The 23,794-nt window shown below is 65.7% G+C and carries 24 protein-coding genes; 9 read left to right on the forward strand and 15 right to left on the reverse strand.

Annotated elements, in window-relative coordinates:
* Positions 1-55 precede the first annotated feature (55 nt).
* The 6 genes from BUA54_RS04550 to BUA54_RS04575 all read right to left on the reverse strand — a co-directional run bounded on the left by BUA54_RS04550 (position 56) and on the right by BUA54_RS04575 (position 6,501).
* Complete coding sequence (locus BUA54_RS04550) at positions 56-655, reverse strand: superoxide dismutase (protein ID WP_072855969.1); 600 nt, start codon at positions 653-655, stop codon at positions 56-58.
* Positions 656-734: 79 nt separating this feature from the next.
* The gene (locus tag BUA54_RS04555; protein ID WP_072855970.1) at positions 735-1,310 is read right to left on the reverse strand and encodes a sarcosine oxidase subunit gamma; all 576 of its coding nucleotides are present in this window, start codon (positions 1,308-1,310) and stop codon (positions 735-737) included.
* Positions 1,303-4,308: a sarcosine oxidase subunit alpha family protein gene (locus tag BUA54_RS04560; RefSeq protein ID WP_245810555.1), complete on the reverse strand. Its 3,006-nt coding sequence runs from the start codon at positions 4,306-4,308 to the stop codon at positions 1,303-1,305. The genes BUA54_RS04555 and BUA54_RS04560 overlap by 8 nt, the downstream gene beginning before the upstream one ends.
* On the reverse strand, positions 4,305-4,634 hold the full coding sequence (locus BUA54_RS04565; RefSeq protein ID WP_072855972.1) for a sarcosine oxidase subunit delta: 330 nt from the start codon (positions 4,632-4,634) through the stop codon (positions 4,305-4,307). Before BUA54_RS04565 ends, BUA54_RS04560 begins: the two co-directional genes overlap by 4 nt.
* Before the next feature lie 93 nt (positions 4,635-4,727).
* On the reverse strand, positions 4,728-5,153 hold the full coding sequence (locus BUA54_RS04570; RefSeq protein ID WP_072855973.1) for a hypothetical protein: 426 nt from the start codon (positions 5,151-5,153) through the stop codon (positions 4,728-4,730).
* Positions 5,154-5,256: 103 nt separating this feature from the next.
* Positions 5,257-6,501, reverse strand: a complete 1,245-nt coding sequence (locus BUA54_RS04575; RefSeq protein ID WP_072856153.1) for a sarcosine oxidase subunit beta family protein — start codon at positions 6,499-6,501, stop codon at positions 5,257-5,259.
* Between the two features lie 201 nt (positions 6,502-6,702).
* On the opposite strand from BUA54_RS04575, the gene ccmI reads away from it, so the two are divergent.
* Genes ccmI through BUA54_RS04590 form a run of 3 tightly spaced genes read left to right on the forward strand, consistent with a single transcriptional unit; the run spans position 6,703 to position 8,611 of the window.
* Positions 6,703-7,896, forward strand: coding sequence for a c-type cytochrome biogenesis protein CcmI (gene ccmI / locus BUA54_RS04580; protein WP_245810556.1), 1,194 nt, complete (start codon positions 6,703-6,705; stop codon positions 7,894-7,896).
* Positions 7,893-8,369 carry a Holliday junction resolvase RuvX gene (gene ruvX / locus BUA54_RS04585; RefSeq protein ID WP_072855974.1) on the forward strand — a complete coding sequence of 159 codons (477 nt, stop codon included), beginning with the start codon at positions 7,893-7,895 and terminating at the stop codon, positions 8,367-8,369. The genes ccmI and ruvX overlap by 4 nt, the downstream gene beginning before the upstream one ends.
* Positions 8,366-8,611: a DUF1289 domain-containing protein gene (locus tag BUA54_RS04590; RefSeq protein ID WP_072855975.1), complete on the forward strand. Its 246-nt coding sequence runs from the start codon at positions 8,366-8,368 to the stop codon at positions 8,609-8,611. The genes ruvX and BUA54_RS04590 overlap by 4 nt, the downstream gene beginning before the upstream one ends.
* Before the next feature lie 30 nt (positions 8,612-8,641).
* Here BUA54_RS04590 and BUA54_RS04595 read toward each other — a convergent pair whose 3' ends face one another.
* Complete coding sequence (locus tag BUA54_RS04595; RefSeq protein WP_072855976.1) at positions 8,642-9,724, reverse strand: ABC transporter ATP-binding protein; 1,083 nt, start codon at positions 9,722-9,724, stop codon at positions 8,642-8,644.
* 65 nt (positions 9,725-9,789) lie between these two features.
* On the reverse strand, positions 9,790-10,569 hold the full coding sequence (locus tag BUA54_RS04600; protein WP_072855977.1) for an SDR family oxidoreductase: 780 nt from the start codon (positions 10,567-10,569) through the stop codon (positions 9,790-9,792).
* A 138-nt stretch (positions 10,570-10,707) separates the two neighbouring features.
* Between BUA54_RS04600 and BUA54_RS04605 the strand changes: the two genes are divergently transcribed.
* On the forward strand, positions 10,708-11,709 hold the full coding sequence (locus tag BUA54_RS04605) for a Hint domain-containing protein (RefSeq protein ID WP_072855978.1): 1,002 nt from the start codon (positions 10,708-10,710) through the stop codon (positions 11,707-11,709).
* A gap of 7 nt (positions 11,710-11,716) precedes the next feature.
* Here BUA54_RS04605 and BUA54_RS04610 read toward each other — a convergent pair whose 3' ends face one another.
* Positions 11,717-12,292, reverse strand: coding sequence for a hypothetical protein (locus BUA54_RS04610; protein WP_072855979.1), 576 nt, complete (start codon positions 12,290-12,292; stop codon positions 11,717-11,719).
* Positions 12,293-12,373: 81 nt separating this feature from the next.
* On the reverse strand, positions 12,374-13,039 hold the full coding sequence (locus BUA54_RS04615; protein ID WP_072855980.1) for a hypothetical protein: 666 nt from the start codon (positions 13,037-13,039) through the stop codon (positions 12,374-12,376).
* 202 nt (positions 13,040-13,241) lie between these two features.
* Here BUA54_RS04615 and BUA54_RS04620 point away from each other — a divergent pair, with 202 nt between their 5' ends.
* The 3 genes from BUA54_RS04620 to BUA54_RS04630 are packed head-to-tail and all read left to right on the forward strand — an operon-like array spanning position 13,242 to position 15,995.
* Positions 13,242-14,837 carry a peptide chain release factor 3 gene (locus BUA54_RS04620; RefSeq protein ID WP_072855981.1) on the forward strand — a complete coding sequence of 532 codons (1,596 nt, stop codon included), beginning with the start codon at positions 13,242-13,244 and terminating at the stop codon, positions 14,835-14,837.
* 39 nt (positions 14,838-14,876) lie between these two features.
* Entirely contained in the window at positions 14,877-15,368 is a 492-nt protein-coding gene (locus BUA54_RS04625) for a hypothetical protein (RefSeq protein WP_072855982.1), read from the forward strand.
* A 9-nt stretch (positions 15,369-15,377) separates the two neighbouring features.
* Positions 15,378-15,995, forward strand: a complete 618-nt coding sequence (locus BUA54_RS04630) for a hypothetical protein (protein ID WP_072855983.1) — start codon at positions 15,378-15,380, stop codon at positions 15,993-15,995.
* 2 nt (positions 15,996-15,997) lie between these two features.
* Here the strand turns inward: BUA54_RS04630 and BUA54_RS04635 are convergent, their stop codons facing one another.
* Positions 15,998-16,423 carry an OsmC family peroxiredoxin gene (locus BUA54_RS04635; protein ID WP_072855984.1) on the reverse strand — a complete coding sequence of 142 codons (426 nt, stop codon included), beginning with the start codon at positions 16,421-16,423 and terminating at the stop codon, positions 15,998-16,000.
* Between the two features lie 177 nt (positions 16,424-16,600).
* Between BUA54_RS04635 and BUA54_RS04640 the strand changes: the two genes are divergently transcribed.
* Positions 16,601-18,274, forward strand: coding sequence for a DEAD/DEAH box helicase (locus BUA54_RS04640; RefSeq protein WP_072855985.1), 1,674 nt, complete (start codon positions 16,601-16,603; stop codon positions 18,272-18,274).
* A 90-nt stretch (positions 18,275-18,364) separates the two neighbouring features.
* Entirely contained in the window at positions 18,365-18,979 is a 615-nt protein-coding gene (locus BUA54_RS04645; protein WP_072855986.1) for a hypothetical protein, read from the forward strand.
* Positions 18,980-19,143: 164 nt separating this feature from the next.
* Here BUA54_RS04645 and BUA54_RS04650 read toward each other — a convergent pair whose 3' ends face one another.
* From BUA54_RS04650 to nuoN, 4 genes are read right to left on the reverse strand one after another with little or no spacing between them, the layout of a single operon-like run.
* On the reverse strand, positions 19,144-20,823 hold the full coding sequence (locus BUA54_RS04650) for a ribonuclease J (protein WP_072855987.1): 1,680 nt from the start codon (positions 20,821-20,823) through the stop codon (positions 19,144-19,146).
* Positions 20,820-21,593 (reverse strand): type III pantothenate kinase, encoded by a 774-nt coding sequence (locus BUA54_RS04655; protein WP_072855988.1) that lies wholly within the window; start codon positions 21,591-21,593, stop codon positions 20,820-20,822. Before BUA54_RS04655 ends, BUA54_RS04650 begins: the two co-directional genes overlap by 4 nt.
* 12 nt (positions 21,594-21,605) lie before the next feature.
* A complete protein-coding gene (locus BUA54_RS04660; RefSeq protein ID WP_072855989.1) occupies positions 21,606-22,367 on the reverse strand; it encodes a biotin--[acetyl-CoA-carboxylase] ligase in 762 nt (253 codons plus the stop codon).
* A complete protein-coding gene (nuoN, locus tag BUA54_RS04665; protein ID WP_072855990.1) occupies positions 22,357-23,793 on the reverse strand; it encodes an NADH-quinone oxidoreductase subunit NuoN in 1,437 nt (478 codons plus the stop codon). Before nuoN ends, BUA54_RS04660 begins: the two co-directional genes overlap by 11 nt.
* Position 23,794: the final 1 nt, after the last annotated feature.

A 23,794-nucleotide genomic window follows, 5' to 3' on the forward strand; every position in this document is an offset into this window, starting at 1 on the left:
CAAAAGGGCCCGCGCAGATCGCACGGGCCCTCGTTTAGATCAATCGCTGGCGGGATTACATCCGGCTCGCGACGTTTTCCCAGTTGACCAGATTGTCGAGGAAGTTGGTCAGGTAGGCGGGACGCTTGTTGCGGAAGTCGATGTAATAGGAATGTTCCCACACGTCGCAGCCCAGCAGCGCAGTCTGACCGAAGCAGACGGGATTGACGCCGTTTTCGGTCTTGGTGACCTTCAGACCGCCGTCCGTATCCTTGACCAGCCAGGCCCAGCCGGACCCGAACTGACCGCCGCCAGCGGCAGAGAACTCTTCCTTGAACTTGTCGACGGAGCCGAAGCTGTCGGTGATCGCCTTCTCCAGTTCGGACGGCATCTTGCTGTCGTTGGGCGACATCATTTCCCAGAACTGGTTGTGGTTCCACAGCTGGCTGATGTTGTTGAAGATCCCGGACTGCGCCACGGCGTTCTTGTCGTAGGTGCCCTTGATGATCTCTTCGAGGGACTTGCCCTCCCACTCGGTGCCGGCGATCGCCTTGTTGCCGTTGGTCACATAGGCGTTGTGGTGGATATCATGGTGATATTCCAGCGTTTCCTTGGACATGCCCTTTGCTGCCAGCGCGTCGTGGGCATAGGGAAGATCGGGAAGTTCGAAAGCCATGGTGTGACCCCTTTTCTATTGTGGTTCGTTCGTGCGAATGGATGCGCGATTGCTCACCGGGTCAACCCCTGAAAGCAGGTCAGGTTCCGCGTGGAAAGTGCCCGACCGGCCCCGCCTTGGCCGAGGCTTCCAGCAGGTCGAAGGCGTAGTGCGCGACCGAGCGAAAGCAGATCACCTGAAAGGTCTGCGCATCCGTCATCCAGAACGCCGCCGCGATCTGGCCCAGCCGTGTGCGCAGCACCTGACCGGGACCGAAGACATCGGGATGCAGATCGACCGGGGCCAGCTTTGCGATGACCTCGCGCGCAAAGGGCCCCTCCACCCGCAGCAGGGCCCGCGCGTCCGACACGTCAAGCGCCAGATGATGCTGGTCCTTCATCGCCTTGGCGATCCGGGACAGCGCGTCGTCGACCTCGGTATGGGGCATCAGGAACAGCAGTTCGTCCGGCGACATCCACAGCGCGGCGCGGTCGTTGCGCACCTGCGCCTCGCGCAGGGCGGGGACCGGGGCGCCGACCAGATCCTTCGACAACGCCTTCAGCTTGCCGAAGGACAGGTCGCAACGCAGGCTGATCATGCCCTGCAGGCCCATGTCGCTGACCTGAACGCTGCCGGATGTGGCACGGCCCCGCAGGGCGCTGACGGGCTCAGACATTCTGCTTCTTCCCTTCCTTGTCATAGAACACCGGGTCGCAGATGCGGGCATCGACCGTGCCGCCGCCCGTTTTGGTAAAGGCGATCACCTCGCCCATACGTTCCGGTCCGCGCCGCACCAGACCCATCGCGATTCCCTTGCCCAGCGTCGGCGAATAGTAGGTCGAGGTCACGCGCCCCTGCGTATTGCGCTGCCCGTTCACGTTCTCGCCCGTGTCCACCGCGTAGGCGCCGTCCGGCAGGACGGACCCGTCAAGCGTTTCCAGACCTACGAGCTTCCAGCGGTCGGGGTCCTGCATGTGCGTCCGCATCTGGCCCCGCTTGCCCAGGAAGTCGTCCTTCTTCTTCGAAATCGCCCAGTCGAGGTTCAGGTCCTGCGGGATCACCGTTCCGTCGGTCTCGTCCCCGATCATGATGAAGCCCTTCTCGGCCCGCAGGACGTGCAGTGCCTCTGTGCCGTAGGGCATCAGGCCAAGCGGTTCACCATGTTTGACCAGCAGGTCCCAGAAGGCCGCACCCTGCCCGGCTCGCACCGCGATCTCGAACGACAGCTCGCCCGAGAAGCTGATGCGGAAGATCCGCACGTCGAAGCCACCGAGGGTGCCCGTGGTCCAGCGCATGAAGGGCAGCGCCTCCTGCGTCAGGTCCATGCCGCCGATGTCCTGCAGCAGGTCGCGCGCCTTGGGGCCGACGACGGCGAACTGGGCGTATTGCTCTGTCACGTTTGCGGTGTAGACCTGCCAGTCGTACCATTCGGTTTGCAGCCAGTCCTCCATATGCGCGTGGATGCGGTCGGCGCCGCCGGTCGTGGTGTGGCACAGCCATGTGTCGTCATCCATGCGGGCGACGACGCCGTCGTCCATCAGGAAACCGTTTTCGGAACACATCAGGCCGTAGCGGCAACTGCCCACCGGCAACGTCGACATCATGTTGGTATAGATCATGTCGAGGAACCGGCCCGCGTCGGGCCCCTTCACGATGATCTTGCCCAGTGTGGACGCATCAAGGAGGCCGACGGCTTCGCGGGTGTTCTTTACTTCTCGTGTGACGGCGTCGTGACTGGACTCGTCGCCGCGCGGATAGGCATAGGGCCTGCGCCACTGGCCGACGGGTTCGAAGTCGGCGTCGTGATCCTCGTGCCAGTCCTGCACCGGCGTGCGGCGCACCGGCTGGAACAGCTCGTCCCGTGCGACACCGGCGATCGCGGCCAGCGGCAACGGCGTATAGGGCGGGCGAAAGGTCGTGGTGCCGACCTGCGGGATCGCTTCACCCAGTGCATCCGAAAGCACGGCGAGTCCGTTGACGTTGCTCAGTTTTCCCTGATCCGTGGCCATGCCGAGCGTGGTGTAGCGCTTCGTGTGCTCGACGGACCGGAAGCCTTCCTGTGCCGCCAGCTGCACGTCGCTGACCTTCACATCGTTCTGATAATCCAGCCACATCTTGGCGCGCATGTCGTAGGGTGCCTGCGCGGGCATGATCCAGACCGGGGCCATCGGATCCTCTGCCGCGTCGTCGCCCATCGGGGCCTGACCGGGCTTTTTGACGTGTCCTGCGGTCGATGCGGCCTTGCGGCCGGCGCCGAAACCGTCGGCGATCGCCTCTGCCGTGAACAGGTGGCCGTTCGCCGTGCCCGCCGCCGTGACGAAGCCGGCACCGTCCGCGCCCGTGGGCGGGCGGTCGGCGTCGGGGCGGAACATGGCCTGCGCCTCGTCCCAGACCAGCTTGCCACCGCAGTGCGACCACAGGTGCACGACGGGCGACCAGCCGCCGGACATGGCGACGCAGTCGCAGGCGATCTGTTCGGTCTGCCCGCCCGTGCCGTCCTGCGCGCAGATGCTGACGCCGGTCACGCGCTTGCCGCCCTCGACCGCGCCGATGGCGCTGTTCGCCAGCACGCGGATGCCAAGGGCCCTGACCTGTTCCGGCAGCGCGCCCTGCGCCGCGGGGCGCGCGTCGATGACCGCTGGCACGTCCAGCCCGGCGGCGTGCAATGCCAGCGCCGTGCGGTAGGCATCGTCGTTATTCGTTACGATCACGGTGCGCTGTCCCACGGCGACGCCGTAGTTCACGACGTAATCGCGCAAGGATGCCGCCAGAAGAACGCCCGGCACATCATTGTAAGCAAAGGACAAGGGTCGTTCGATGGCGCCCGTCGCGGTGACGATCTGTCCCGCCCGGATCCGCCACAGCCGCTGGCGCGGGCCACCCTGTTTCGGCGCGTGGTCCGTCAGACGCTCGTGTGCCAGCGCATAGCCATGGTCATAGACGCCGGCGCCCTGACAGCGCACGCGCATGTCGACATTCGGCATCGCGTGAAGCTCGCCCAAGGTGACGTTGACCCAATCCTGCGCCGACTGTCCTTCGATCATCGGACGGTCGACGACGGCGCGTCCGCCCCAGCCAGAGGTCTGTTCCAACAACAGCACCCGCGCACCGGCCCGACCCGCCGCCAGCGCTGCCGCGAGACCGGCAATTCCGCCTCCGATCACAAGGACATCGACGGTGACGTTAAAGTGCTCGTAGGTATTGTCATCAGCCGTTTCCGGCGCCGCCCCCAGACCCGCCGACCGGCGGATGATGGGCTCGTAGACATGCTTCCAGAAGGCACGCGGCTGAATGAACGTCTTGTAGTAGAAACCGGCGGGCAGAAAGCGCGAAAGCTTCGCGTTGATCACGCCCACGTCGAATTCGAGGCTGGGCCAGTGGTTCTGGCTGCGCGCGACAAGACCTTCGTAAAGGTCGACCTGCGTGACCCGCACATTGGGTTCCTGCCGGTCCCCGCGACCCAGTTCGACGAGCGCATTCGGCTCTTCCGTCCCGGCGGCGACGATGCCGCGCGGGCGATGGTACTTGAACGACCGGCCGACCAGGATCTGGTCGTTTGCCAACAGCGCGCTCGCCAGCGTATCGCCCGCATAGCCCTGCATCGCCTTGCCGTTGAACGAGAAATGCACCGGCCGGTTCTTGCGGACCAGCCGTCCGTTGGTGCGCAGCCTCATCGAAAATCTCCCCATGCCCAACCGGGCTGCCGTTCTGTGATCGTGTCTCGGATGGTCTGCGGCGGCTGGTGTGTCTGGGCGGGATAGGTGCCATAGACCTCCAGCGTGGCGGTGTTGCGCGCGGCCAGAAACCACTTGCCGCAGCCGTAGACATGCCGCCAGCGTTCAAAGTGCACACCCTTGGGGTTCTCGCGCATGAAAAGATAGTTCTCGAATGCCTCGGCGTCCGCCTCTGGCCCGTGACGCTTGAGATGTGCTTCGCCGCCCGGGTGAAGATCGGTTTCATCGACCATGCGGTCGCAATGGGGACAATGCAGGATCAGCATGGGACGGCCTTTGGCAGGGGGCATGAAAACGCGAAAGGGCCGCCCGATCCCCGCAGGGATCGGACGGCCCGAAGGTCGGACGGTGAAGACCGCTTAGTTGTTGGCCGCAGGCGCGTCGGCTGTGGGTGCGTCGGTCGCATCGCCGACGGCGTCACCGGTTGCATCCGCTGCGTTTTCGGCTGCATCGCCGGTCGCTTCGGCAGCGTTCTCGGCCGCGTTGCCGACGGCTGTTGCAGTATCGCTTGCGGCGTCGCCGACGGCATCGGCGGCAGGCGCCTCGGTCGTCGTATCGGTCGTGGCGACGGTGCCGCCATCATTGCCGCCAAGGAACAGGTAAGCCAGCACGGCCAGAACGACGATGACGATACCAATGACCAGCGCAGAGCTGCCGCCGCTGCGACGCTCGACCGCCGGGGTCGTCGTGTTGTGGATGTTCGTGGTGTTGGGCCGGTTCGGATCGGTCCTGACGCGGTCGGGATCGGTGTTGACGCGGTTCGGGTCGGTGTTGCGATCGGACATGGGGCGTGCTCCATCAATGTGTTACTTGGCGACAAAACGTCGCAAGCCGCCGTCCGGTTCCCGGCCCCGACGAAGATGATGACGATGCGCGATTTGCCGCCCATCAGTGAGCCACCCCCGCCGCCACGCTTTCGTCGATGAACTTGCCGTGGCGGAAACGGTTCATGCTGAATTCTTCGGTCAGGGGCGACTGTCCCTTGGCCACGAGTTCCGCCATCGCCCAACCTGATCCGGGGATCGCCTTGAACCCGCCGGTGCCCCAACCACAGTTGACGAAGATGCCATCTACCGGAGTCTTCGACAGGATCGGCGACCGGTCGCCGGTCACATCCACGATGCCGCCCCATTGGCGCAGCATTTTAAGCCGTCCGACGATGGGGAAGGTTTCGACCAGGGCGCGGACGGTTTCCTCGATATGATGGAAGCTGCCGCGCTGGGTGTAGTTGTTGTAGCCGTCGGTGCCGCCGCCAATCACCATCTCGCCCTTGTCCGACTGGGACATGTAGCCGTGGACGGTATTCGCCATGACGACGACGTCCATGCAGGGCTTGATCGGCTCTGACACCAGCGCCTGCAGTGCCACGCTTTCGATCGGCAGCTGGAAACCGGCCTTCTGTGCCAGAACGGAGGCATGGCCTGCCACGACCATGGCCAGCTTGTTGCACTTGATGTCGCCGCGCGAGGTGTTGACGCCGGTGACCTTGCCACCCTCGGTCACGACCCCCGTGACCTCGCACTGCTGGATGATGTCCATGCCCATGTCGGCGCAGGCGCGGGCATAGCCCCAGGCGACGGCGTCGTGCCGCGCCGTGCCGCCGCGGGCCTGCCACAATGCGCCGAGAACCGGATAGCGCGGCCCGTCGATGTTCATGATCGGGCACAGTTCCTTGACCCGCTGGGGCGTAATGAATTCCGTCGTGACACCCTGCAGGCTGTTGGCATGGGCGGTGCGCTGATAGCCGCGGATCTCGTGCTGGGTCTGGGCCAGCATCATCACGCCGCGGGGGCTGAACATGACGTTGTAGTTCAGGTCCTGGCTCAGTGTCTCGTACAGGCTGCGGGATTTTTCGTAGATCGCGGCGGAAGGGTCCTGCAGATAGTTGCTTCGGATGATGGTCGTGTTGCGCCCGGTGTTGCCGCCGCCCAGCCAGCCTTTTTCCAGCACCGCGACGTTGGTGATGCCGAAATTCTTGCCAAGATAATAGGCCGTCGCGAGGCCGTGCCCGCCAGCACCCACGACGATCACGTCATAGCGCGGCTTGGGTTCCGCCTGCCCCCAGGCGCGGGTCCAGCCGGTGTGCTGGCGGAACGCTTCGCGGGCGATGGCAAAGGCGGAATAGCGTTTCATCTGGCGTGAATCCTCAAGCGGCTGCGCGCGGGTCTGCACGCCTTTCCTGACGGGTCCGGGCATAAAGGAGGATACTGGCAGCGGCAAGACAGCGGGGTTTTGCGACATCGCCCTGCGGTCGCGCGTCGCAGCCTGCGGCATGCGGGGTTTTCAGGGCGCGCGCGGGCGACTAGGTAGGTGCGGAACTGCGGGGGAAGCAACGTGTTCTGGATCATCTGTATCGTCATGGCACTGGGCATCGCCCTTCTGCTGGCCGCGCCCCTGCTGCGTCCGGCGCCAGCGCCCGTCGCGCATCCGCAGATCGCACTCTACAAGGGCCAGCTGGAGGAGGTCGACCGCGACGTCGCCCGCGGGGTGCTGAACCCGGCGGAGGCGGACCGCGCCCGTGCCGAGATCTCGCGCCGGTTGCTGAGCGTCAGCCGCACGGAACAGGCCAGCGGCACCGCGCCCGCATGGGCCAGCCGGGCCGTGGCCGGGGTGATCGCCGTGGTGCTGCTGGGTCTGGGGGCACTGACCTACCTCGACCTCGGTGCGCCGGGAGAGCCGGACCAGCCCATCGCCGCCCGTCTGGCACAGGCCGAGGAGATGCGCGCCAACCGCCCCGATCAGGCCGCGCTGCAGGCGGCGGCCCCCGCCCCTCCGCCCGTCGATGCGCCGCAGGATTACCTCGACCAGATCGCACAACTGCGGGCCGTGGTGCCGACACGGCCAGACGATCTGGAAGGCTGGACGCTGCTGTCGTTCCACGAGACGCGGCTCGGCAACTATGCCGCGGCACTGACCGCGCAGGACCGCGTCGTCGCGCTGAAGGGCGACGCGGCGACGATGGACGACCTGCAGCGCCAGCTCGACCTGATGGTTGCCGCCGCGAACGGCGTCGTGTCGCCAGAGGCCGAGGCAAAAGCCCGCGATCTGCTGGCCCGCGACGACGCGAATGTCGCCGGGCGCTACTACATGGGTGCGCTCTACAACCAGACCGGCCGGCCCGATGTCGCCTTCCGCTTCTGGCGGCCGATCGTGGAAAGCGGGGATGCGTCCTTCCACGCCGATCTGGCCCGCGCGCAGATCGAGGATGCGGCCGCCCGCGCCGGGGTCGAGTATCGCCTGCCGGAGGTCAAGGGCCCCGGCATGGCCGAGATGGCCGCTGCACAGGACATGTCGCCGGAAGACCGCGAGGCGATGATCGGCGGCATGGTGGCGCAACTGGCAGAGCGGCTGGGGTCCCAGGGCGGGCCGGCGTCGGACTGGGCGCGCCTGATCACCGCCTACGGCGTGCTGGGTGATACGGACAAGGCCGGTATGGTCTGGGCCGAGGCGCAGACCACCTTTGCCGATGACAGCGTCGGCATGCAGGTGCTTGAAGCGGCTGCGAAATCCGCAGGCGTCGCCGAATGATCCGCGAAGACGTTGCGTCCTTTCTGACCGAGGTGCCGCCGCTGGGGCCGCTGGCGGGGCTCGACCTTGGGACCGTGACCATCGGCGTCGCCGTGTCCGACGTCTTGCGCGGGGTGGCCACCCCTATGGAAACCATCAAGCGCAAGAAATTCGGGGTCGATGCCGCCGCCCTGCTGAACTTGTGCGAAAAGCGCCAGATCACCGGGCTTGTGCTGGGCCTGCCGCTGAACATGGATGGCAGCGAAGGGCCGCGCTGTCAGGCGACGCGCGCCTTTGCCCGTAACCTCGAACGGCTGACGCCGCTGCCGATCACCTATTGGGACGAGCGTCTGTCCACCGTCGCCGCGACGCGTGCGCTGCTGGAGGCGGATACGTCCCGCAAACGTCGCGCCGAGGTGATCGACCACGTCGCCGCCGCCTATATCCTGCAAGGGGCACTCGACCGCATCCGTCACTTGAAGGCCAATCCATGACCGACAGCACCGACAACGTCTGGAAGCGTGACGAGATCGACAGCCCCTGCGTGAAGGTCTGCGTGATCCATTCCGAAAGCCGGCTCTGCACCGGCTGCCTGCGCACCATCGACGAGATCGGTGCCTGGTCGCGGATGACACCGGAGGCACGGCGTGCGGTCATGGCGGAACTGCCCGCGCGGGCCGGCCAGATCACCCGCCGGCGCGGCGGGCGTGCGGCACGGCTGAGCAAGGACAACTAGAAGCCGGAAGCTCTTGTTTTCGGGATGAAATCAGGCCACGGCCGGAAAAACGAAGCACCGGTCGCGCCGGATCATGATCCAAAGCGGCGTGCCGGGTTTCGGCAGGAAGACGGAGGGGATCTGGGCCCGCAGAATCGTGCCGTCGTAGTCCATGCGGAACTCGACCAGCGATTCCGATCCCATGAACCGCGCCCGCTGCACGACACCGCGGGCAGGCGTGCCTTCTATCGGCGTTGGATGCGGCCCGCGCCCGGCGCGGTCGAAGTCGATCTTCAAGTGCTGCGGGCGGATGCAGATGTCAACGGCGGTCCCGTCCGGCACGCCGGGGGCGAGGAACTGGCCAAAGGGCGTGTCCGTCAGCGCCCCATGAACAACGCCGCGGATCACGTTGATATCACTGAAGAACGCCGCGGCCTGCAGGTCCACCGGCGTGTTATAGATGTTGTAGGGCGCGCCACGCTGCACGATCCGTCCGCCGCGCATCAGCGCGATCTCGTCGGCCATGCGCATCGCCTCTCCGGGCTCGTGCGTGACCAGCAGGACGGCGGTGCCCTCGGCCTTCAGCACGTCGAGCGTCTCGTCCCGGATGTCGTCGCGCAGACGGTCGTCGAGGCCGGAAAACGGCTCGTCCATCAGCATGACCTTTGGGCGCGGTGCAAGGGCGCGGGCAAGGGCCACACGCTGCTGTTCGCCGCCCGACAGCTCGTGCGGAAAGCGGTCGATATGGCGGCTCATGCCGACCTTGGCCAGCAGATCGACGACCCGCGCCCTTGCGGCTGCGCGATCCAGCTTCAGGCCGAAGGCGACGTTCTGGGCGACACTCAGGTGCGGAAACAGGGCGAAGTCCTGAAACATCAGGCCGATTGAGCGCTGTTCCGGCGGCACGCTGCGCCCGTCCTGCCACAGCGTCCGGCCATCCACGTCGATCCGGCCCGCATCCGGGTCCTCGACCCCCGCGATCATGCGCAGGGTCGTGGACTTGCCGCAGCCCGAGGGGCCAAGCAGGCAGGTCACCTGCCCCGGCATTACCGACAGGCTGACGTCATCGACGACCTGATGGTCGCCCAACCGCTTGGCCAGACCGGAGATTTCGAGGCGCGGGATCGCGGGCATGGATTACTCTATCAAAACGCTCGGGCTTCGACCTAGCAACACCCGCCCGCGATCACAAGGCGCCGTCAAAGCGTCGCGTTGATCGCGCCGCCGTCCAGCAGGATGTTCTGACCCACAATGAAGGCCGCCCTCTCGGAACAGAGGAAGGCGCACATGGCGCCGAAATCCGCCGCCTCGCCGTAGCGGCGGGCGGGGATCGTGGCGATCCGCTGCGCCTTGGCATCCTCTACAGAGATGTTCTGTGCCCGCGCCACGTTGCCGTCCAGCGAGTCTGCCCGGTCGGTGGCATGGATGCCGGGCAACAGGTTATTGATCGTGACACCGTGCGGCGCCACCTGCCGCGACGTGCCCGCGACATAGCCGGTCAGGCCGGCACGGGCGCTGTTCGACAGGCCCAGCTGCGCGATCGGCGCCTTGACGGAGCCCGAAGTGATATTGACCACCCGGCCCCAGCCGCGGTCGATCATGCCGGGCAGCAGCGCCGTCATCAGCGCGATCGGCGCCAGCATGTTGGCATCCAGCGCCTTGATGAAATCCGCCCGGTCCCAGTCCGACCACACGCCCGGCGGCGGGCCGCCGGCGTTGTTCACGAGGATGTCGATCTGCCCGGCCGCGTCCAGCAGGCGCGCCCGGTCGTCTGCATCGGCCACGTCGGCGGCGACGGTCGTGACCGTCACGCCATGGGCGGTGCGGATTTCGTCTGCCGTCCGCTCCAGCGCCTCGGCGCCGCGGGCGTTCAGCACGATGTCGACACCGGCCTCTGCCAGTGCCATGGCGCAGCCGCGGCCCAGTCCTTTTGATCCTGCGCAGACCAGCGCCCTGCGTCCCTTGATCCCCAGATCCATGATTGTCCTCCTTCAGATGTGACGGCTGCTGCCTCTTGACGATTGACGACGTGTTAACCCTACTAGGTCATGGATTGACAAGGTCCGAACCGTGCAGCAAGCGAGTGACACCGTCGTCCTCGCTCATAAAGGAACACGATGCCGCCGCGCGCCCCTAAAAGCCAGAGCGTGCATGTCCTGCCCGCGGATGCCTTGCGGGTCACCGACGGCGTGGCCTTTGGCGAGCCTATGACTTTTGCCGACGAGCTTGTGCTGGACGATGTCTACGAGCTGACAGCGCCCACACGGCCACTGGTGCTTGCGCTGGAACCGCAGGCCGATGCGGGGCAATTCCGGGTGGCGCCCGGCGGGCAGACAGGGATGCCGGGCAGCGACGTCTTTCTTGACTGCTGCATCACGCTGATGGCGATCGACGGCAAGACCTACGAGGCCCTGATCCTGGTCGAGGTCGTCTCCGGCGGGGTCGAGGGGGTGCACCTGCTGCCGCTGGCCAACCTTGCGCCCAACCAGCCCTACCGCCTTGTCGGCGTCGACCGGCAGATCGCCACGATCCGCTTTGCCGAAATGGCGAGCGTGTCGTTCACCCGGGGCACCCGGATCACCATGGCGTCCGGTGCGCAGGTCGCCATCGAGGATGTGCGCGTGGGCGACCGGGTGCTGACCCGCGACGACGGTCCGCAGGTCGTGCGCTGGGTCGGCCACACGACCTTGAGGGCCGTGGGCGATTTCGCTCCGGTCGTCATTGCAAAAGGGGCGCTGCACAACGCCAACGACCTGATACTCAGCCCGGATCACAGGCTCTTTGTCTACCAGCGGCAGGACCGTCTGGGCGCGGGCCGGCACGAGGTGCTGGTCAAGGTGCGCCATCTGATCAACGGCGACACCGTCTATCAGCAGGACGGCGGCTTCGTCGACTATTTCCAGCTGCTGTTCGATCAGCATCAGATCATCTATGCCGAGGGGATCGCCGCGGAATCGCTGCTGATCGACCCGCGCACCCGGTCCGCGCTGCCCGACCATCTGGACGAAAGCGTGCGCCGGGGTCACGGCCACCGCCACCACCTCGATTACGAGGTGCGCGAATCACTGCTCAGCATCGGTGATGCGGTCGCCCTGCTGCGCCGCGCCTCTTCAAACTGACCTCTGGTCAGTCGGCGCGGCGGGTGCCCGCAAAGCTGCCGTCGAACACGTCGAGACCCTCTGGCCCCGTCACGTCGCCAAACAGAAGGCCGCTGACCGCCGTCTGCCCGGTGCCTAGAAACTCCCCCTCGATCGACGCATCGATCCGGTAGGGTGTCGTGCCCTGCCGCAACGTGCCATCGACATCGCCGTCGAAGCTGTAGGCGGCCGTGGGGTCGGTGTCGCGATAGATGTTGCCCTTGGTGATGGCGAGCGTGCCGTCGAGCGGGATTGCATCACGGGCCTCGAACCCCGAGGCCTCGCCCCTGATCTGGTCGAAGGCGGCGGCGAAGTTCACGTCGAGCCGCAGGTCGCCCAAATGCTCGACCCGCGCGCCATCCGGCCCCGTCGGCAGCCGCGCCCGCATGTAGCCGTTGTATTCCGCCCGCCCGCTGACCGGCAAAAGGGTCGGATCGCTGACCGGAAGGCCATTCAGGCCATCGTCGATATTCGCGGGCGTCAGCCCGGCAGGGCTGCCGGTGCCACCACCCCCGCCGCATCCGGCAAGAAGCGTCAGTGACAGGATCAGACCGCTGGCGCGCATGGGAACCTCCGTTTGGACGTCCCCAGACTCGCAATACACAGTTAATTTCGGGTAAAGAAATGTCCCGATGCGCCGCGTCCGTCAGCGAGACGTCCTGCCCAGCACGCCGTCCAATGCAAAGGTGCCCGGTCGGCCATTGGCATTGATCGCGCCGCGCATCGGCAGGCCGATGTACTGGGCCGAGTTGCCCTTGAACCCGCCGGCGCGTCCCTGATTGTCGGTGATCGTGCCGTCGACACCGATGGTTCCGCCGTTGATCGTGCCGTTCACGTCGCCAAGGATCGTGACCTGAGAGCGATTGATCGACCGGTTCAGTGTGCCGTCGATGTTCAGGTTGCCGGCGATCTGGTTGCCGCTGGACGTGACGAAGTTGCCGACGGTGCCGCCGACGCGCTGGGATCCGAAATCGACGCCAAGCTCCGTCAGGCCGTTCAGGCCGACGGGCTGACCGCTGTTCAGGTTGGCGGCCTGCATGTTGCCTGACACGTAGCCCAGATAGTTGGCTCGCCCGCTGACCGGGACCGCGGCCTTCGTCGTGACGCCTGCGGCGTTGTATCCCGGCGCCAGCCTTTCGCCGACGGTCTGGATCTCGCGCAGCGACAGGCGTCCCGCCCCGCCGGAGGACAGCAGGTTGTCGCCGGGATAGGCGTTGCCGCCGGGTGCCGGTAGCGGCACCGTCGTGCCGCCGCAGGCCGCAAGGGCGCCGAGCGCGAGGGCCAGAAGGCTGTTTCGGGTGATCGAGATCATGGCAGGATCCTTTCAATGAGAGTCGGCCACGGCATGGTGCGGCGGTCTGATGTAATCAGATGATCTGGCCGCATCGCTAGGCAAGCGCACTGGCGGTGTTATAGGATAGCAAGCGCGTTATCGGCTGTTGTGGCACGGTCCTTATGCCCCGGTCGCTGCAGTCCGCATTGCCCTTGTCACGGCGCCGCGCTAAGGCAGGGCCATGACAAATCGCCCCCAACTGCCCCCCGAGATCGCCCGCCGCCGGACCTTTGCGATCATCTCGCACCCGGACGCCGGCAAGACGACGCTGACGGAAAAGTTCCTGCTGTATGGCGGCGCGATCCAGATGGCCGGACAGGTCCGCGCCAAGGGCGAGGCGCGGCGCACGCGGTCGGACTTCATGCAGATGGAAAAGGACCGGGGCATCTCGGTCTCGGCCTCGGCCATGTCGTTCGACTTCGACGGATACCGGTTCAATCTGGTGGACACGCCCGGCCACTCGGATTTCTCCGAGGACACCTACCGCACGCTGACGGCGGTCGATGCCGCAGTGATGGTGATCGACGGGGCGAAGGGCGTGGAATCCCAGACGCAGAAGCTGTTCGAAGTCTGCCGCCTGCGCGATCTGCCGATCCTGACCTTCTGCAACAAGATGGACCGGGAAAGCCGCGACACCTTCGAGATCATCGACGAGATCCAGGAGAACCTGGCGATCGACGTGACCCCGGCGTCATGGCCCATCGGCAAGGGGCGCGACTTCATCGGCACCTACGATATCCTGAACGACAGGCTGGACCTGATGGACCGCGCCGACCGCAACAAGGTGGCGCAGTCGGTGCGGATCAGCGGGCTAAGCGATCCCAAGCTGCGAGAGCACATCCCCGCCGACCTGCTGGGCACCTTCCTCGAGGAAATCGAGATGGCGCAGGAGCTGATGCCGAAGCTCGACCACGACGCGATGCTGGCGGGCACCATGACGCCGATCTGGTTTGGGTCTGCGATCAACTCTTTCGGGGTGAAGGAATTGATGGACGGCATCGGCAACTTCGGCCCGGAACCGCAGGTGCAGAAGGCCGAACCGCGCCAGATCGCGCCGGAGGAGGAGACCGTCACCGGCTTCGTCTTCAAGGTGCAGGCCAACATGGACCCCAAGCACCGCGACCGTGTGGCCTTCGTCCGCATGGCATCCGGGCATTTCGAGCGGGGGATGAAGCTGACGCACGTCCGGTCGAAGAAGCAGATGGCCGTGACCAACCCGGTTATGTTCCTTGCCGCTGACCGGGAGCTGGCCGAGGAAGCCTGGGCCGGCGACATCATCGGCATCCCGAACCACGGGCAGCTGCGCATCGGCGATACGCTGACGGAGGGCGAGAACCTGAAGGTCACCGGCATCCCGTCCTTCGCGCCGGAATTACTGCAGACTGCCCGCGCGGGCGATCCGATGAAGGCCAAGCATCTTGAAAAGGCGCTGATGCAGTTCGCCGAGGAAGGTGCCGCCAAGGTTTTCAAGCCGACCTTCGGGTCGGGTTTCATCGTGGGCGTCGTGGGTGCCCTGCAGTTCGAGGTGCTCGCCAGCCGGATCGAGATGGAATACGGCCTGCCGGTGCGCTTCGAAGGGTCGCAGTTCACCTCTGCCCGGTGGGTGCACGGCAAGAAGGAGGCGGTGGACAAGTTCGCCGCCGCTAACAAGCAGCACATCGCGCTGGACAACGACGGGGACACGGTCTTTCTGACCCGCCTGCAGTGGGACATCGACCGGGTGGGCCGCGATTATCCGGACATCACCCTGTCGGCGACCAAGGAAATGATGGTCTGATCTCCATCTTCCGTTAAGCGAACTGGAGTACGATCGGCCATGCGCTGGATCGTCCTTTTGCTGAGTGTCTGCCTGACCGCCTGCATCCCCGTCGGGGAGGAGGTTTTGCAGACCTACGACGCATGGTTGGGAACGACGTCGTTCACGACACAGGAACGGGAAATCTTTCGCGGCGACGACGGCAAGGGCCTGATGACGGCGCGTCCGGTCATCGTCACGGGGCCGCAGGGGCGCGCCTATGGGGTCCTGACGAACGTACGGCGCCGCGACACGAACGGGCCCGTTGTCGACCGCATGACATCCGGCAACGTCATACTGGACTATGTGCCGCACGACCGGCTGTTCACTCATTGCATCGACGGGTGCCAGCGGGCGGAGGTCGGTGCAATCACCCTGAACGCGCGCGCCTTTCGTCTGGCCGCGGTGACCGGTCTGCCGCTGCGGGTCTGGGGCCGGCGCGGCTGGTACGAGGGGACGGTGCCGGCAGAAGCCTTCGCACGGGTGCTGGCCATGGTCGAACGCCCGCCTTAGGCTGGAACCATGACCCTGCAGAACCGCCTTTTGCCGACGGGAGAAATCGTGGCCGACTCCGGTCGCGGCACGCTGACCGGCAACCGGGGTATTCTGCACGTGGCGGACGGGGTTCTGGGACCGGCGCGGTGGCGGCACAAGGCGTGGATTTCCTGCACCCTCGACTACAAGAACCGGCGACGGCAGCCGATGACGGGGCGCAAGTGGACGGAACTTTTCTTTCTGGACGAGGCAGTGGCCATGGCCGCGGGTCACAGGCCCTGTGCGACATGCCGTAGAACGGCTTGGCTGGCATTCCAGCAAGTGTGGAGGAGTGCGACTGGCGAACATGCGCGCGCGCCGGACATCGATGCTGCGCTGCACGCCGCCCGGATTGTGGCGGGAACGAAGGCGCAGCGACGCCATACTGAGGAGCTTGCGACGCTGCCACCGGGAACCTGCATCTTGTGGGCAGGCGAGGCGCATCTTGTCGGCGCGCAGGGATTGCAGGCCTACACCACCGGCGGCTATCGCCCTGCGGCGCCGAAGCAGAGCGGGGCAGAGGTCACGGTCCTGACCCCTGCCCCGCTTGTCGCCGTCCTGCGCGCCGGCTACCGGCCGCTGCTGCACGAGACGGCGGTGGTCTGACGTCAGGCCAGCTTGGCGTCCATGGTGATTTCCGCGTTCAGCAGTTTGCTGATCGGGCAGCCCTTTTCCGTCGCGCGCGCCACGTCCATGAAGTCCGCCTCGCTGATGCCGGGGATCGTGGCCGTCACCTCGATATGCGCCTTGGTCACGGCAAAGCCGCCGTCGACTTCTTCCAGCGACACGGTCGACTTGGCGTCGATGTTATCGGCAGTATAGCCCTTCTCGCCAAGATTAAGCGACATCGCCATGGCGAAGCAGGCAGCATGCGCGGCGCCAACCAGTTCCTCCGGGTTGGTGCCGTTGCCGTCCTCGAAACGGGCCTTGAAGCCGTAGGGGTGGTCGGTCAATGCCTTGGTCTGGGTCGAGACCTTGCCGATCCCGTCCTTCAGCGTGCCCTGCCAGTTCGCTGTGCCATGCTTCTTGATCATGTCTTATCCTTTCGTGGTATTCGGTAGTAAACGCCGCGGCTCCGCCGCCTGTTCCGCCTAAACCTTGACGATTGCTGAACTATGGCGTAACGGCATGCCAGTCGAACGCTCCGACAATATGGTCGGGCGGGCCGCGCAGTTCTGCGGCCAACAAAGCCGCATCTGCGAAAGGGCTCCATGACAAAGTTTTCCGACCTGAACCTCGACCCCAAGGTCCTCAAGGCGATCATCGATACCGGGTATGAAACCCCGACACCGATCCAGGCCGGGGCGATTCCCCCGGCCCTCGAAGGCCGCGACGTGCTGGGCATCGCCCAGACCGGCACCGGCAAGACCGCAAGCTTCACCCTGCCGATGATCACGATGCTGGGCCGCGGCCGGGCGCGGGCGCGGATGCCGCGAAGCCTCGTGCTGGCGCCGACGCGCGAACTGGCGGCACAGGTGGCAGAGAATTTCGACGCATATGCCAAATATACAAAGCTGACCAAGGCCCTGCTGATCGGCGGCACGTCGTTCAAGGAGCAGGACCAGCTGATCGACAAGGGCGTGGACGTGCTGATCGCCACCCCCGGTCGCCTGATCGACCATTTCGAGCGCGGCAAGCTGATCCTGTCCGACGTCAAGATCATGGTCGTGGACGAGGCGGACCGGATGCTCGACATGGGGTTCATCCCGGATATCGAGCGCATCTTCCAGATGACGCCCTTCACCCGCCAGACGCTGTTCTTCAGCGCCACGATGGCACCAGAGATCGAGCGGATCACCAACACCTTCCTGTCCAACCCCGCCAAGATCGAGGTGGCCCGCGCCGCCACGACGGGCGAGAACATCAAGCAGGGCGTGGTGATGTTCCAGGGCACCAACAAGACCAAGGCCGACGGCGAGAAACGCGACCTGCTGCGTCGCCTGATCGCCGCCGAGGGCGACGCCTGTTCCAACGCGATCATCTTCTGCAACCGCAAATCCGACGTGGACGTGGTGGCGAAGTCGCTGAAGAAGCACGGGTTGAACGCCGAGCCGATCCACGGCGACCTTGACCAGTCGCACCGCACGCGCACGCTGGACGGCTTTCGCGACGGGTCGATCCGGTTCCTCGTCGCCTCTGACGTGGCGGCACGCGGTCTGGATATCCCGGCGGTGACGCACGTGTTCAACTTCGACGTGCCCAGCCATGCAGAAGATTACGTCCACCGCATTGGCCGCACCGGTCGCGCGGGCCGCACCGGTACCGCGATCATGATCTGTGCGCCGCGGGACGAAAAGAACCTCGGCGACGTGGAACGGCTGGTGCAGAACGCGATCCCGCGTCTGGACAATCCGCTCGGCGCTGCAACGCCGCCGACCACCACCGCACCCATCGACGATGTCGATTCCCCGCGAGAGGACAAGCCCCGCCGCCAGCGGACCCGCCGCAAGGCTGCGCCGAAGGACGCCGCGGATGCCGCGCCGCAGGCCGCAGATGCGACGCCCGAGGTGGCGACGGCAGAGCCGGCCGCCAAGCCCGCAAAACCAGTGGAGAGCCCGGTGACCGATAGCGCGGCGCAGCCCGATACGGCGCAGGCCGGACCGGATCAGGATGACCGTAGTCCCCGCGCTTCGTCGGATGCTTCCGCGACCGGACGCCGCCCGCGGCGCGATCAGGACCGCGGGGCGCGTGGCAACGATCGTGGGAACAACGGCGAGCGCAGCGACCGCGGCCCGCAGGACAATGGTTCACAGCGCGACGGGAACGACCGGGGGCGCGGCCGCAACGACCGCTCCGGCGGCGGTCGTCAGGCCGAGGTGGTCGGCATGGGCGACGACACACCTGACTTCATTGCCAAGAGCTTCGCGGAGCGTGGCGCCTCCTGACGGCGCGCTTCTCCCGCCGATGTGATCGCTTTCACGTCGACGGGCCGCCGCGGCTGCGGCATGGTTCCTGAAAAGACAGGGGCCAGAACCATGCTGAAAACCTTCCTCTTCCCAATGGCCCTGCTGGGCCATGCAGCCAGCGCAGACGTCTGCCAGAGCACCGTCGAATCGATCGCATTGCAGATCGACACCGAGACCTTGACCGTATCACCCGCCCCCACGACCCGACGCGAGCGGCTGCTGAACTTTCCGGCGCGGTCTTTCGACTGGCTGACTGGCGACCAGCGGTCCTGCACCAGCGAGGAGGTCTTTGCCTTCATCAGCGAGATCGAGCCGGTCGATGACATGTGCCTGCAATATACCGACGCCGAAACCGGATTCGTGCTGGTCCCCGGCGCGCGCAATTTTCGCGGGCGCTGCACGGGTGGTGGCGTCTGCACCAAGGTCAACGGCACGAAGGACGCCCTGACCCATGCGACGGGCGCCGTGGTTGGCACGGTTCTCGGCACGGGCGATTCGACGCTGAGCAAGGTGACCCACAGTTCAGGCGCCGTGCTGCTGTCAGGATCGCACGCCTCGATCACGAGTGCGCTTGGCACGGCAGCCACCAGCGCCGCCGGCGTCGTGAGCGCGCCCGTCGCGATCGGGGCGGCGGCCGCGACTGCCGTTGCCGTCGGCGGTGCGGTCTGGGTCTGTTCGGAATGAGGATCGAGCCGGCCATGACCGGGCCGATCCATGGGGGCGCTGCCCCCGCACCTCAATATATTTCTGATGAAAAGAAGGCGGACCGGACGTTGTCCATGTCATAATGAATGAAGGGCGCCGGTCCTTTCGGACGGCGCCCTTTCAGCGGTTTGGTCTCTCGTGGATCAGCCTAGGCGGCTGATGACCACGATGACTTCCGGCTTCTTGCCGATCTCGCCTTGGGCGGAGCGACGCGCGATGTTCTTCAGCTCTTTTTCCAGCTTCACATCGTCGCGGATCGTTTTGGGGTCAGCGCGGCCGATGAATTGTGCGAGATCTGCCTCCATGACCTCGGCCAAAGCCGTGTCCGAGCGTCCGACCTCGGCCAGGCCCGAGATTTCGACCCAAGGGTCGCCCAGCGGTTCGTCGTTCTCGTCGATGATGAGCGTGACCACCGCGACGCCGTTCAGCGCCATGCGGATGCGGTCGCGGACAACGCCGTCCATCGCGCCGATCTGGACAGAGCCGTCCAGATAGGTGCGCCCGGTCTCGACGTATTCGGCAACCGTGGGCTGGTTGCCGGACAGGTCGATCATCATGCCGTTCACGGCAACGATCCCCGGCAACCCGCGGAGGCCCGCGACCTTCACGTGCTCGCGCAGGTGGCGGTGTTCGCCGTGCATCGGAATTAGGAACTGCGGCTGGATCAGCGCGTGCATCGTCTCGAGGTCCGGGCGATTCGCGTGGCCCGACACGTGGTAGCGGCCATCCTCGTCGTCGACGATGTCCACACCCAGTTCGCTGAGCTGGTTCATGATGCGAATGACGCCACGCTCGTTGCCCGGAATCACACGCGAGGAGAAGAGGAATGTGTCGCCTTCCTTCAGGCTGAGCCCGAGGTAGCTGCCTTGGCTGAGCTGGGCCGAGGCCGCGCGGCGTTCGCCCTGGCTGCCGGTGACCAGCAGCAGAACTTGATTGCGGGGCAGGTTCGCCGCTTCTTCGGGTGGAATCGTGTGCGGAAAGTCGGTCAGCAGGCCGGTTTCCTTGGCCGCTTCGACCATGCGGTTCATCGACCGGCCCAGCAGGCAGACCTTGCGTCCGGCCGCCACGGCGGCATCGGCCAGTGTCTTGAGCCGGGCGATGTTCGACGCGAAGGTCGTGGCGACCATCATACCGGCGGCGTCGCGCATCAGCTCGGTGATCGCGGGGCCGATGGAAACCTCCGACCGGCCGGGGTTGGGCGAGAAGATGTTGGTGCTGTCGCAGACCAGCGCCTTGACGCCGTCCTTCGCGATCTCCTGCCAGACTTCGGTGTTGAAAGGATCGCCGCAGACCGGCGTCATGTCGATCTTGAAGTCGCCGGTGTGGACAATGCGGCCGCCGGCGCTGTCGATCACCAGACCCGCGCTTTCGGGGATCGAGTGGCTGATCGGCACGTAGGAGACCTTGAACGGCCCGCAGTCGATGACCGCCGGATAGGGTTCGACCACCGTCACGGTGTTGTCGGACAGCCCATGTTCCTGCAGCTTGCGCCGCGCGATGTTTGCAGTGAATTTGCGCGCGTAGATCGGCGCGCCAAGTTGCTGCCACAGCAGGCCGACGGCGCCGACGTGATCCTCGTGCGCGTGGGTGATGAAGATGCCGTCGATCCGGTCGCGACGCTCCTTGAGCCAGGTGATGTCGGGAAAGATCAGGTCGAGGCCCGGAGTCCCGTCCATGTCGGGGAAGGTCACGCCAAGATCGACAACGATCAGACGCTCCTTGCCTTTCGGGCCGTAGCCGTAGACGTAGCAGTTCATCCCGATCTCTCCGGCGCCGCCAAGCGGCATGTAGATCAGGCGGTCGTTTGCTTTTGCAGCACTCATGTATGGTCCTTGTTGTATTGGTGGATGACGGTCAGCCCGTGCATCGTCAGGTCATCCTCGACCCGGTCAAATAATTGGTCGCCTGTGGCGAAGAGTGAGGCCAGTCCACCGGTCCCGATGACGGTCATCTCTCGGCCGCGTTCGGCTTTGATCCGTGCGGTTATCTCTTTCACGAGGCCGATGTAACCCCAGAACGCACCGGACTGCATGCAGGCGACGGTATTCGTCCCGATCACGCGCTCCGGCCGGGTGACATCGACATGAGGTAGGGCGGCGGCGGCCATGTGGAAGGCCTCGAGGCTGACGTTCACGCCGGGGGCGATGACGCCGCCGACGTAGGCGCCATCGTCGTCCACAACGTCGAGCGTCGTCGCCGTGCCGAAATCCACCACGATGAGGTTGCCGCCGTGCCGGTCGAAGGCGCCGGCGGTGTTCACCAGCCGGTCGGGGCCGACCGCGGTGCCGGGATCGACGCGCGGCGGGGTCGGCAACAGGCATTCAGGCTTGCCCACCACCATCGGGCGGCAGTTGAAGTAACGGTCAGCCAAGACCCGCAGGTTGAAGACGACGCGCGGCACGGTGGCGCTGACGATGACCTCGTCTATCTTCACGTCGACCTTCTGTGACTGCATCAGAGAGGTCAGCCAGACGAAATACTGGTCCGCGGTGCGCTGCCAGTCGGTCTTGGTCCGCCAGGTGGTGAGGAACCGCGACCCATCCCAGATCGAGAAGACGGTGTTCGTGTTGCCGCAGTCGATGGCCAACAGCATGTTCGCCCCCTTCTAGAAGTAGATGTCGGCCGCGGGTATGACGCGTCGCCCCTCCGGCGTGATCAGGACAAGGTTGCCGTCGTTGTCGACGGTCTCGAAGGTGCCGGTGACCTCGTCCCGCGCGGTGCGGGCGGTGATGACCTCTCCCAGCCGGGCGGCGTGGCGAAGCCAGTCGCGGCGGATGATCTCGAAATCGAACTCCCACAGCTTTGCTTCCTGCGTGGCATAGTCGGAGGCGAGGCGGATCAGGAAATCCTTGGGCGTCGGCACCCGCTCGCCTTCGTCCGCAAGCGAGACCGGTGGGAAGGAAGCGTCGCGGATGCCCGGGGGGACGTGGCTGAGGTTGACTCCGATACCGACGGCGAGCCAGTCGACATATGGTCCCTGCCCGCTGGTTTCGAGCAGGATGCCGGCGACCTTGCCGCCGTTCAGCAGCACGTCGTTCGGCCATTTGAGCGAGAGCTTGGTGCGGTCGACATACATCGCCAGCGCCTCGAACAGGGCGACGGCGGCCATGAAGGACCGCAGCCCGGCCTGCTGCGCGGTGCAGTTCGGCTTGTAGATCAGGGTGGCGGCAAAGTTGCCCGTCGGCGTCTGCCAGTCGCGACCGCGCCGCCCGCGTGCGCCGGTCTGTTCATCGGCGACGATCCAAGTCGGCGCCTCCAGCGTCGGGGCGATCCGCGCGGCCTCTGCCATGGTGCTGTCGACGGTGGTCAGGTGACGGCACAGCACGCCCTCTGGCCAGAGGGCGTGCGTGGTGGGATCAGTTGACAAGTGAGGCAGCGGCGGATGCCGCGATCGGCTCTATGCCGAAGAGGTTGACGACGCCGATCACCATCATGGCAGCGGAGACCAGAAGGAAGCCGCCGAGGATCGGCTGGGTCGGGGCGTCCAGCTTCTCGCCCTCTTCGCCGAAGTACATGTAATAGACGATCCGCAGGTAGTAGTAGGCGCCAATGACCGATGCGACGACACCGGCGACCGCCAACCAGGCCAAGCCACCGTCGTATGCCGCACGCAACACGTAGAGCTTGCCGAAGAAGCCGACCATCGGGGGCACACCGGCAAGGCTGAACATCAGGACGAGCATGGCGAGCGCACGGGTCGGCTGATCCTTGGCGTACATGCGCAGGGCAAGGATGTCGGTGACCGGGCGGCCGTCGCGTTCCATGCCGAGGATGAAGGCGAAGGTGCCGACGTTCATCGTGACGTAGATCGCCATGTAGATCAGCATGGCCTGCACGCCGAAAGCGGTCCCGGCGGCCAGGCCCATCAGGGCGTAGCCCATGTGCGCGATGGATGAGTAGGCCATCAGGCGCTTGATGTCGCGCTGGCCAATCGCGGCGATGGAGCCGAGGAACATCGACACCAGCGACAGGAAGGCCACGATCTGCTGCCAGTCACCGGTGATGCCGCCGAAGGCGTCGAACATCAGCCGCGCGAACAGCGCCATGGCCGCCACCTTGGGGGCGGTGGCAAAGAACGCGGTGACCGGCGTGGGCGAGCCTTCGTAGACGTCCGGTGTCCACATGTGGAATGGCGCTGCAGACACCTTGAACGCGAGGCCGGCGATCAGGAAGACCAGACCGAACAGCAGAGCCAGCGACGGCTGGTCCTGCACGCCTGTTATGATGCCCGAGAAGAGTGTGGTGCCGGTGAAGCCGTAGGTCAGCGATGCGCCATAAAGCAGCAGGCCCGAGGACAGTGCCCCAAGGACGAAGTACTTCAGGCCGGCCTCGGTCGAGCGGATGCTGTCACGGCGCAGTGAAGCGACAACGTAGAGCGCCAGCGACTGCAGCTCCAGCCCCATGTAGAGCGTCATGAGATCCCCGGCGGAGACCATGACCATCATGCCGACGACGGCCAGCGCCACCAGCAGCGGATATTCGAACCGCAGCAGGTTGCGGCGGGCCATGTAGGTCTCGCTCATCACCAGTACGGCGGCGGCGGAGGTCAGGATCGTGACCTTGGCAAACCGCGAGAAGCTGTCGGATACGAACATGCCGTCGAAGGCCGGGACGGCGGCACCCTGCCGCGTCGCAATCCAGGCCGCAAGCAGCAGGAACACGCCGGAGGTCAGCCAGACCAGCGTCGAGGCCGCCCCGTCCTTGATCGTGTAGACGGCGCCCAGCAAAGCGACCATCGCATAGACCGACAGGGCGATCTCTGGCAGGATGGTCTGGATATCGGCAGAAATCATG

This window comes from Loktanella atrilutea (genome assembly GCF_900128995.1).
GTDB lineage: Bacteria > Pseudomonadota > Alphaproteobacteria > Rhodobacterales > Rhodobacteraceae > Loktanella > Loktanella atrilutea.

Bases quoted from the DNA above. Each gene is read 5' to 3' on its own strand.
- BUA54_RS04590 (WP_072855975.1), top strand. From the start codon at position 8,366: ATGACCGACAGCACCGACAACGTCTGGAAGCGTGACGAGATCGACAGC.
- BUA54_RS04605 (WP_072855978.1), top strand. From the start codon at position 10,708: ATGCCGCCGCGCGCCCCTAAAAGCCAGAGCGTGCATGTCCTGCCCGCG.
- BUA54_RS04610 (WP_072855979.1), bottom strand. From the start codon at position 12,292: ATGCGCGCCAGCGGTCTGATCCTGTCACTGACGCTTCTTGCCGGATGC.
- BUA54_RS04635 (WP_072855984.1), bottom strand. From the start codon at position 16,423: ATGATCAAGAAGCATGGCACAGCGAACTGGCAGGGCACGCTGAAGGAC.
- ruvX (WP_072855974.1), top strand. From the start codon at position 7,893: ATGATCCGCGAAGACGTTGCGTCCTTTCTGACCGAGGTGCCGCCGCTG.
- nuoN (WP_072855990.1), bottom strand. From the start codon at position 23,793: ATGATTTCTGCCGATATCCAGACCATCCTGCCAGAGATCGCCCTGTCG.
- BUA54_RS04620 (WP_072855981.1), top strand. From the start codon at position 13,242: ATGACAAATCGCCCCCAACTGCCCCCCGAGATCGCCCGCCGCCGGACC.
- BUA54_RS04570 (WP_072855973.1), bottom strand. From the start codon at position 5,153: ATGTCCGATCGCAACACCGACCCGAACCGCGTCAACACCGATCCCGAC.
- BUA54_RS04595 (WP_072855976.1), bottom strand. From the start codon at position 9,724: ATGCCCGCGATCCCGCGCCTCGAAATCTCCGGTCTGGCCAAGCGGTTG.
- BUA54_RS04615 (WP_072855980.1), bottom strand. From the start codon at position 13,039: ATGATCTCGATCACCCGAAACAGCCTTCTGGCCCTCGCGCTCGGCGCC.
- BUA54_RS04625 (WP_072855982.1), top strand. From the start codon at position 14,877: ATGCGCTGGATCGTCCTTTTGCTGAGTGTCTGCCTGACCGCCTGCATC.
- BUA54_RS04645 (WP_072855986.1), top strand. From the start codon at position 18,365: ATGCTGAAAACCTTCCTCTTCCCAATGGCCCTGCTGGGCCATGCAGCC.
- BUA54_RS04575 (WP_072856153.1), bottom strand. From the start codon at position 6,501: ATGAAACGCTATTCCGCCTTTGCCATCGCCCGCGAAGCGTTCCGCCAG.
- BUA54_RS04565 (WP_072855972.1), bottom strand. From the start codon at position 4,634: ATGCTGATCCTGCATTGTCCCCATTGCGACCGCATGGTCGATGAAACC.
- BUA54_RS04550 (WP_072855969.1), bottom strand. From the start codon at position 655: ATGGCTTTCGAACTTCCCGATCTTCCCTATGCCCACGACGCGCTGGCA.
- BUA54_RS04630 (WP_072855983.1), top strand. From the start codon at position 15,378: ATGACCCTGCAGAACCGCCTTTTGCCGACGGGAGAAATCGTGGCCGAC.
- BUA54_RS04655 (WP_072855988.1), bottom strand. From the start codon at position 21,593: ATGCTGTTGGCCATCGACTGCGGCAACACGAACACCGTCTTCTCGATC.
- BUA54_RS04560 (WP_245810555.1), bottom strand. From the start codon at position 4,308: ATGAGGCTGCGCACCAACGGACGGCTGGTCCGCAAGAACCGGCCGGTG.
- BUA54_RS04600 (WP_072855977.1), bottom strand. From the start codon at position 10,569: ATGGATCTGGGGATCAAGGGACGCAGGGCGCTGGTCTGCGCAGGATCA.
- BUA54_RS04640 (WP_072855985.1), top strand. From the start codon at position 16,601: ATGACAAAGTTTTCCGACCTGAACCTCGACCCCAAGGTCCTCAAGGCG.
- BUA54_RS04650 (WP_072855987.1), bottom strand. From the start codon at position 20,823: ATGAGTGCTGCAAAAGCAAACGACCGCCTGATCTACATGCCGCTTGGC.
- BUA54_RS04555 (WP_072855970.1), bottom strand. From the start codon at position 1,310: ATGTCTGAGCCCGTCAGCGCCCTGCGGGGCCGTGCCACATCCGGCAGC.